The organism is Microcystis sp. M061S2, from assembly GCF_020245605.1.
Taxonomy (GTDB): domain Bacteria; phylum Cyanobacteriota; class Cyanobacteriia; order Cyanobacteriales; family Microcystaceae; genus Microcystis.
In genome coordinates this window covers 1-6,720 of record NZ_JADBUP010000128.1, presented here as the reverse complement: position 1 = coordinate 6,720, position 6,720 = coordinate 1, and the positions used below count along the sequence as shown (strand labels likewise).

The window sequence follows — 6,720 nt, the reverse complement described above, 5'->3', positions numbered from 1 at the left end:
CCAGATCTCAACAAAATTGAAAAGTTCTGGGCTAGATTGAAAAACTATGTTAGTCAGATTATCAATGATAGTGAAAACCTTGTGGATGCTGTGAGTAAAGCCTTCAGGCATCTGTCCTAACTAACTCGTTCTATGCCATAAATGAACTCAAAGAATTTTTACAACTATTTGCTGTCTAATCAAAAATCCCCCTAGAAATCTAGAGGGATCGAGGAATATATGGAGTGCAATTTAGAAGTAAATTGTGCCACCCCAGCGCTCGTCTAGACGGGGAGCAACCAACATATAAGCGGCGACGTTATACACATCATCTTCCGTCAGATTGCGTAATTCTGGGAAGATATCGGGACGGCTAACATTGGGATGAAATTCGCTTAGATCATCTTCACCATCGTAACTGGTGGGATGTTCTAGATAATCAATCAATGCTAACAGATTATCTCTGGGAGGTTCCGCTTTTGCCAGATCGGCCAGACCCAAACTGACGTTATTATTAGTTTTGGTTTTACCTTGCAGGTGGCACTTAGTACAATTGGCGACAAAAAGTTTCTGTCCTTCCGTCGCTTGTTCAGAAGTCAAAGTCACCGATTCCCCTGCATCATTGAGGGTGATGGTGAGGCTTTCTTCATCGAGTTCTAAGGCACTAGCGCCGTTAAGATTGAATTGTAATACAAAAAAGACTACAGCGATCGCTGCCACAATCAAACGTTTGATCATTGTTCTCCTACTCGCAATTGTTCCAAGAAACGGGATTTTAAGGTGACTAAAAAATTTTCTCCTCTGGGAGGGTGTCGATCCATTCTAAGTGATCACGGACACCGAGAAGATCCCAGTTGGGAATAAAGTCAAGGGGACGTTTCCGTTTTCGAGGCGGTTACTCCTGAGCGTTGGGATAAAATCAGTGAGATAATTGCTTTAGCATCTTCTAGGGCGAGATTAGTCTGCCGATCTTTATAGGAGATGCCTAATTGGTCGCAAAGTGACAACACAGATTCATCGGCCAGATCGTACTCTGCCGCAATATCAGCGATCGATAGATCAGCAAAACCCATAGTCTAACGCACCCACCAAGGATAGAGAATACTTATTAGTTACCATAATTATCATGCCATTGCCGGGGACATTCTTGACAGTGATCAGTTATCAGTGATCAGTTGTGAGTTTTCAGTTCACTGATTACTGTTTACTGTTTACTGGACGGCTACGCCGTGCCTTTGGCAACACTGAAAAAAGCTCCCATCACCCTACACCCCATCTCCCCACACCCCACTCCCCAATTCATAATTCATAATTCCCACCCCCCACACCCTCAAAATTCCCTAATTTTCCCGACTTTTGGACTATTTACTCCCTAAGATAGAGACTTGTGTAAACAAATTTAATTAAAATCGCAAAAAACCTGAAAAAATACTAAAATGTGATTAAGAATGTTATTTTTAGCCTTGTAAGGCTAAATCTTTCTCGATAACATTGTAATCATACCTCCACACTCTTTTGTACAAAGGACTACACCTTTGTTAACTTATGGATATACAACTGATCAACATCGGCTTCGGTAATATTGTTTCCGCTAATCGGGTTATCGCCATCGTTAGCCCAGAATCGGCTCCTATCAAACGCATCATCAGTGATGCTCGGGATAAAGGCTGTTTAATCGATGCTACCTATGGAAGACGGACTCGTGCGGTGATCATCACCGATTCTAGTCATGTGGTGCTGTCGGCCATTCAACCAGAAACCGTGGCTCACCGTTTCGTGGTCAACAAGGAAGCCCCTGTTAATAGTAGCAACTAAGTTATTAACCCCATGCAACCCGGTCAATTAATTGTCATTACTGGCCCTAGCGGTGTGGGCAAGGGTACGCTAGTCCGGCATTTACTAACTCGTTTCCCTAACCTCTACCTGTCCGTATCCGCTACTACGCGCCCACCTCGACCGGGTGAAATTGAGGGGGAAGACTACTATTTTCTCGACCGTCCCAGTTTCGAGGAGAAAATGGCAGCCGGAGAATTTCTAGAATCGGCCGAATACGCGGGCAATTATTATGGGACACCCCAATCAGCGATCGCCGCTCAATTAGCGGCGGGCCGGACCGTCATTCTAGAAATCGAATTAGAGGGAGCCAGACAGGTCTGTCAAAGCTTCCCCGAAGCGAGGAGAATCTTTATCCTACCCCCCAGTTTCGAGGAATTAGAACGTCGTTTGCGCGGCCGGGGCAAAGATGCTGAAACGGCGATCGCCCGTCGTCTGGAACGCGCCCAAGAAGAATTAGCCGCCAGCGAGGAATTCCCCGATCAAATCGTCAATGATGACCTAGAAACCGCCCTAGATGCCATCGAGAAGATTATTTTTAGCCGTTAGCCGTCAAGGGTCAGGTGTTGGGATTTTAGGGGTTTTAGGGTTTTAGTTGAAATTTCCCACTTCCCCACTTCCCCACTTCCCCACTTCCCCTAAGTTACAATCAAAAAACCAACCGCAGCAGCAAGACAAGAAAGCGCAATGATTCCTACCGTTATTGAAACCACAGGCCGGGGCGAACGCGCCTTCGATATCTACTCCCGACTACTCCGGGAAAGAATCGTCTTTTTGGGACAAGAAGTAACCGGCGACCTAGCTAACCTCATCGTCGCCCAATTACTCTTTCTAGAAGCAGAAGACCCCGAAAAAGATATTTACTTGTATATCAACTCCCCCGGTGGTTCCGTTTCGGCCGGATTAGGGATTTTTGACACCATGAATCAAATCCGTCCCGATGTCAGCACCATTTGTATTGGTTTAGCTGCCAGTATGGGGGCTTTTCTCCTCAGCGCCGGCAAACCGGGCAAAAGAATGAGCCTACCCAACTCGCGGATCATGATTCACCAACCCCTCGGCGGCGCCCAAGGTCAGGCCACCGATATCGAAATTCAGGCCAAAGAAATTCTCTATCTCAAACAATTACTCAATGAACACCTAGCTAGTCATACGGGTAAACCTCTCGACCTCATCGCCGAGGATACGGAAAGGGATTTCTTTATGTCCGCCGAAGAAGCTCTAGACTATGGTTTAATCGATCAGGTGATCGATCGCAGTCCTTCCGCTTCTAACCCTCCCAGTAAATAGTTATGATCGGGTAGGCCCTGTCTACCCAGATTTTTGTAAATATTTAGTAAGCGGAAATTAATCATCGATCGCCGTTATTAATATTAAATAACAGTGAAAAGTTCTAGCGGATTGGGTTAAGATCGAGACGTAACCCGAAGAAAATTGCAACAGGAATCGGTAGAAACCCCCCGGTGGGTTATTAACGGAAATTTTTTTACTGGCAATCCCTATGAACTATCATCCACCCTCACAGCCCCTGCCCGCCCCCTGTATTATTGATTCTGGCGTGGTCATCGCTAAAGAAGATATGCGTCGTCTCCTCGATGATCTCGGACGAGTTCGCTACATCCATAGTCTCGAAGGAGTGATTCAGAGTGAAGGGGAGGGATGGATAGTGGAAGTTTTCGCCGATTATCAGCAAAGCACCCTAGTTGCTAACTACAGTCTTTATCTCAATACCTATAGCTTCGATTGTCTGCGTTTAACCCGCTCTCCCGACGGTGAAACCTATTTTGATCTGATCCAAGACAATCGGCAATTACGGCTAATTCCCCTGAGTAATCCACTGCAAGACCCCGAGATGAAAGCCCGTCTCAATGCCGATACCCTCGAAGCCATGGTTACTCAGGTACTTTCTGCTAAGTGGGATGTGCAGTTTGAAGACGAAGACGACAACGATTGCCCCTTTTAGGCAGCGATCAAAAATACTGGTTACTGATAACTGATAACTGATAACTGATAACTGAAACAGTGGGATTTTCCTTTGAATTAATCGCCCAGTGTCCCCAAACTGGTGCGCGGGTTGGGGTTTGGCATACTCCCCACGGACCGGTAGAAACACCCCGTTTTATGCCCGTGGGAACTTTGGCCACGGTGAAAGGTTTGACCCCCGCTCAAATCGCCAGCACGGGGGCGCAAATGATTCTCGCTAATACCTATCACCTGCATCTGCAGCCCGGAGAAAGTATTATCGAGAAAGCGGGAGGTTTACACGATTTTATGGCGTGGAATCAGCCAATATTAACAGATTCGGGTGGATTTCAGGTATTTAGCCTTAGTCAACTGCGGCAAATTAAAGAGTCGGGAGTCACCTTTCGATCGCCCCGGGACGGTAGAATCATCGAAATTACGCCAGAAAAATCGATTCAGATTCAAAATGCCCTCGGTGCTGATGTGATTATGGCCTTCGATGAATGTCCCCCCACGGGAGTCAGTCATGAGACCATGAAAGCATCCATAGAACGCACCTATCGCTGGTTAGAGCGCTGTCTGAGGGCCCATCAACGACCCCAAGAACAGGCTTTATTCGCCATAGTCCAAGGGGGAATCTATGAGGATTTACGGGCAGCGGCGGCGGAATCTTTAGTAAAACTCGATTTACCCGGTTACGCTATCGGGGGCGTGAGTGTGGGGGAAGAAACGAGCCTAATTCATCGCATTGTTCGGATAACTGCCCCTTTACTCCCCGAAAATAAACCCCGTTACCTGATGGGAGTGGGAACCTATCGAGAAATGGCCAAGGCGATCGCTAGTGGCATAGACCTGTTTGATTGCGTTATTCCCACCCGTTTTGGTCGCCATGGCACGGCTTTAGTGCGGGGAGAGCGTTGGAACCTAAAAAATGCCCGTTTTAAGGAGGATTTCGTCCCTTTAGACGAGACTTGTCCCTGCTACACCTGTCAACACTTTAGCCGTGCCTATCTGAATCATTTAATTAAATCGGGGGAAATGTTGGGTTATATTCTCTTATCTCTGCACAATATCGCCGAATTAATCAGATTTACCCGTGAAATTCGTCAATCTATCCTGGGTGGGACTTTTGCCCAAGATTTTGCCCCTTGGCTTGAGGATGCCGTAGATGTTACCCCAACGTGATAAAATTTCAGCAAACGTTTGAAAATTTTCTTGTCAAGGTAGATAGAGAGATGGAAACTGCACTTTTGTTGGCCAAATTGCCGGAAGCATACCAAATTTTCGACCCCTTAGTCGATGTCTTGCCCCTGATTCCCCTATTTTTCCTCTTGCTGGCCTTTGTTTGGCAAGCATCCGTCGGTTTTAAATAAATCGACCCCTAATTATCAGTTATCAGTGAGCAGTTATCAGTGAGCAGATTTGAGTTTTAAGTGAAATGACATCTTTTCACTGATTACTGTTTACTGTTTACTGATTACTGATCCCTGAAAAACCTCCCCAGATTAAAACAAAGTCCCAGTTAAATCAGCATCAGTCAAGTCCACATCTTCTAAAATTGCCCCGCGCAAATCGGCATAACTGAGATCCGCACCCCGGAAACTGGCCCCGGTGAGATCGGTAATAAATGCGTCTCTTTCGGGACTAGCACGAAAATTAACCCGGCAAAGTCGGCAATCAGCGAAATTAGCTCGATATAACAGGGAGCCACTCAGATTGGCATAGTTGAGATCGGCTCCGCAAAAGTTAGTTTTGCCTAAGTCCGTGCGTTGGTCGGAAGTGGAGCGAAAATCCGTATCGATTAATACGGCCTGCTGGAGATTAGCACTGTTGAGATTAACCCCGTTTAAGACGGCTTTGGTTAAATAAGTGGCTTCTAAATTGGCTTCGATGAGATTAGCCCCGCTTAAGTCCGCATCGCGTAAACAAGCTCGATAAAAGTCCACTTGACTTAAATCTGCTCCCCAAAGAATCGCCTCACTTAAATCCGCTTCTCTCAGCAGCGATCGCGCAAGGCTTATTTTTCCTAACCGCGCCTGTCGCAGATCAGCACGGCAAAAATTGACTCCTGGGAGGATAATATTAGTTAAGTCGCCTTCCCGCAAATTAATCCCCCGAAAATCTCTTTCTCCCTCCCGATAGCGTTGACAAAGTTCTTCTAGGAGCATGGAAATTTTTCCTTATCATAATTGACGCAAAATGTCAAGGGTTTGGTAATTTTTATTTAGGGAGATGGAAAGCCGGCAGACTCTCGAATTCCAGGACTCGTTGACGCATTTGCTGACTAATACGATCGCAAACCACCTGACAGAGATCATAGATCACGGGGTCGGTAATTTGATAGTAAACGCTGACTCCTTGGGGTTGCCGCGAGATAATTCCCGCTTGGGTTAAAGCTTTCAGGTGTTTGGAGAGATTGGCTTGACCTAGTCCGGTAGCTTCAGCGATTTCTTTACCATTCATCGCACCTAATTGCAAGCAACTGAGAATCTGTAGGCGACTGACTTCCGACAGGACTTTGAAATAGTCCGCCACCGAAGCGAGGACGAGGCTAGAGGTTTGGGGGGAGAAACTGTCTAACATAGGTAGGCAATAAAGTGACCGGTTAAAAAGGCTGACAATAGGTGATCGTTTAAAACTTTATAACTATTGACTACTATAGTTTAACTGGAGAGGTCACTAGAGTCTAGTCGGCAAACTCGATCGAGAGCGGTAAAATCTTTTCCATGAAGATTTGCACATCTGCCTTAGTCATGGTAGTAAGGGTATAACCTTGATAGAGATAGCCAAACTCGATCTAAGGTGTGTAGTCTAAATTATCTAATTGTCGGATATTAAAAGTCATAACTCTAGTTTTCCTGCGAGGCTTTCCTTTAATTTTAGGGGATTAGCTGACCGACAGCCAAACTGACGCTAAAATAGTCTTTGCTGTCCGGGGTTGTTGCT

General features: G+C 46.0%; 10 protein-coding genes and 1 pseudogene. 6 read left to right on the top strand and 5 right to left on the bottom strand.

What is annotated here, in order from left to right; all coding sequences use genetic code 11:
- Positions 1 to 231: 231 nt before the first annotated feature.
- Both psbV and IM475_RS19695 read right to left on the bottom strand, forming a co-directional pair.
- Positions 232 to 717, bottom strand: coding sequence for a photosystem II cytochrome c-550 (gene psbV, locus IM475_RS19700; protein ID WP_103112337.1), 486 nt, complete (start codon positions 715 to 717; stop codon positions 232 to 234).
- Positions 718 to 845: 128 nt separating this feature from the next.
- Positions 846 to 1,052, bottom strand: coding sequence for a hypothetical protein (locus IM475_RS19695; protein ID WP_002735525.1), 207 nt, complete (start codon positions 1,050 to 1,052; stop codon positions 846 to 848).
- Between the two features lie 472 nt (positions 1,053 to 1,524).
- On the opposite strand from IM475_RS19695, the gene remA reads away from it, so the two are divergent.
- The 6 genes from remA to IM475_RS19665 all read left to right on the top strand — a co-directional run bounded on the left by remA (position 1,525) and on the right by IM475_RS19665 (position 5,147).
- Positions 1,525 to 1,794: an extracellular matrix/biofilm regulator RemA gene (gene remA / locus IM475_RS19690; RefSeq protein WP_002737924.1), complete on the top strand. Its 270-nt coding sequence runs from the start codon at positions 1,525 to 1,527 to the stop codon at positions 1,792 to 1,794.
- Between the two features lie 12 nt (positions 1,795 to 1,806).
- Entirely contained in the window at positions 1,807 to 2,361 is a 555-nt protein-coding gene (gmk, locus tag IM475_RS19685) for a guanylate kinase (protein ID WP_287658725.1), read from the top strand.
- A 99-nt stretch (positions 2,362 to 2,460) separates the two neighbouring features.
- The gene (clpP, locus tag IM475_RS19680; protein WP_287658732.1) at positions 2,461 to 3,102 is read left to right on the top strand and encodes an ATP-dependent Clp endopeptidase proteolytic subunit ClpP; all 642 of its coding nucleotides are present in this window, start codon (positions 2,461 to 2,463) and stop codon (positions 3,100 to 3,102) included.
- A gap of 211 nt (positions 3,103 to 3,313) precedes the next feature.
- A complete protein-coding gene (locus tag IM475_RS19675) occupies positions 3,314 to 3,775 on the top strand; it encodes a hypothetical protein (RefSeq protein WP_287658726.1) in 462 nt (153 codons plus the stop codon).
- A gap of 59 nt (positions 3,776 to 3,834) precedes the next feature.
- Entirely contained in the window at positions 3,835 to 4,959 is a 1,125-nt protein-coding gene (tgt, locus tag IM475_RS19670; RefSeq protein WP_287728820.1) for a tRNA guanosine(34) transglycosylase Tgt, read from the top strand.
- 50 nt (positions 4,960 to 5,009) lie between these two features.
- Entirely contained in the window at positions 5,010 to 5,147 is a 138-nt protein-coding gene (locus tag IM475_RS19665) for a photosystem II reaction center protein K (RefSeq protein ID WP_008206475.1), read from the top strand.
- A gap of 132 nt (positions 5,148 to 5,279) precedes the next feature.
- On the opposite strand, the gene hetL is transcribed toward IM475_RS19665, so the two are convergent.
- From hetL to IM475_RS23210, 3 genes and pseudogenes are all read right to left on the bottom strand, one after another.
- Positions 5,280 to 5,942: a heterocyst differentiation pentapeptide repeat protein HetL gene (gene hetL / locus IM475_RS19660; protein WP_287728819.1), complete on the bottom strand. Its 663-nt coding sequence runs from the start codon at positions 5,940 to 5,942 to the stop codon at positions 5,280 to 5,282.
- 52 nt (positions 5,943 to 5,994) lie between these two features.
- A complete protein-coding gene (locus IM475_RS19655) occupies positions 5,995 to 6,357 on the bottom strand; it encodes an ArsR/SmtB family transcription factor (protein ID WP_194032981.1) in 363 nt (120 codons plus the stop codon).
- Between the two features lie 106 nt (positions 6,358 to 6,463).
- A pseudogene (locus IM475_RS23210) lies at positions 6,464 to 6,571 on the bottom strand (DUF6398 domain-containing protein); the annotation flags it as partial.
- Positions 6,572 to 6,720 lie beyond the last annotated feature (149 nt).

Coding starts and splice junctions, on each gene's coding strand:
- psbV (WP_103112337.1), bottom strand. CDS start 717: ATGATCAAACGTTTGATTGTGGCAGCGATCGCTGTAGTCTTTTTTGTA.
- IM475_RS19695 (WP_002735525.1), bottom strand. CDS start 1,052: ATGGGTTTTGCTGATCTATCGATCGCTGATATTGCGGCAGAGTACGAT.
- remA (WP_002737924.1), top strand. CDS start 1,525: ATGGATATACAACTGATCAACATCGGCTTCGGTAATATTGTTTCCGCT.
- gmk (WP_287658725.1), top strand. CDS start 1,807: ATGCAACCCGGTCAATTAATTGTCATTACTGGCCCTAGCGGTGTGGGC.
- IM475_RS19675 (WP_287658726.1), top strand. CDS start 3,314: ATGAACTATCATCCACCCTCACAGCCCCTGCCCGCCCCCTGTATTATT.
- IM475_RS19665 (WP_008206475.1), top strand. CDS start 5,010: ATGGAAACTGCACTTTTGTTGGCCAAATTGCCGGAAGCATACCAAATT.
- hetL (WP_287728819.1), bottom strand. CDS start 5,942: ATGCTCCTAGAAGAACTTTGTCAACGCTATCGGGAGGGAGAAAGAGAT.
- IM475_RS19655 (WP_194032981.1), bottom strand. CDS start 6,357: ATGTTAGACAGTTTCTCCCCCCAAACCTCTAGCCTCGTCCTCGCTTCG.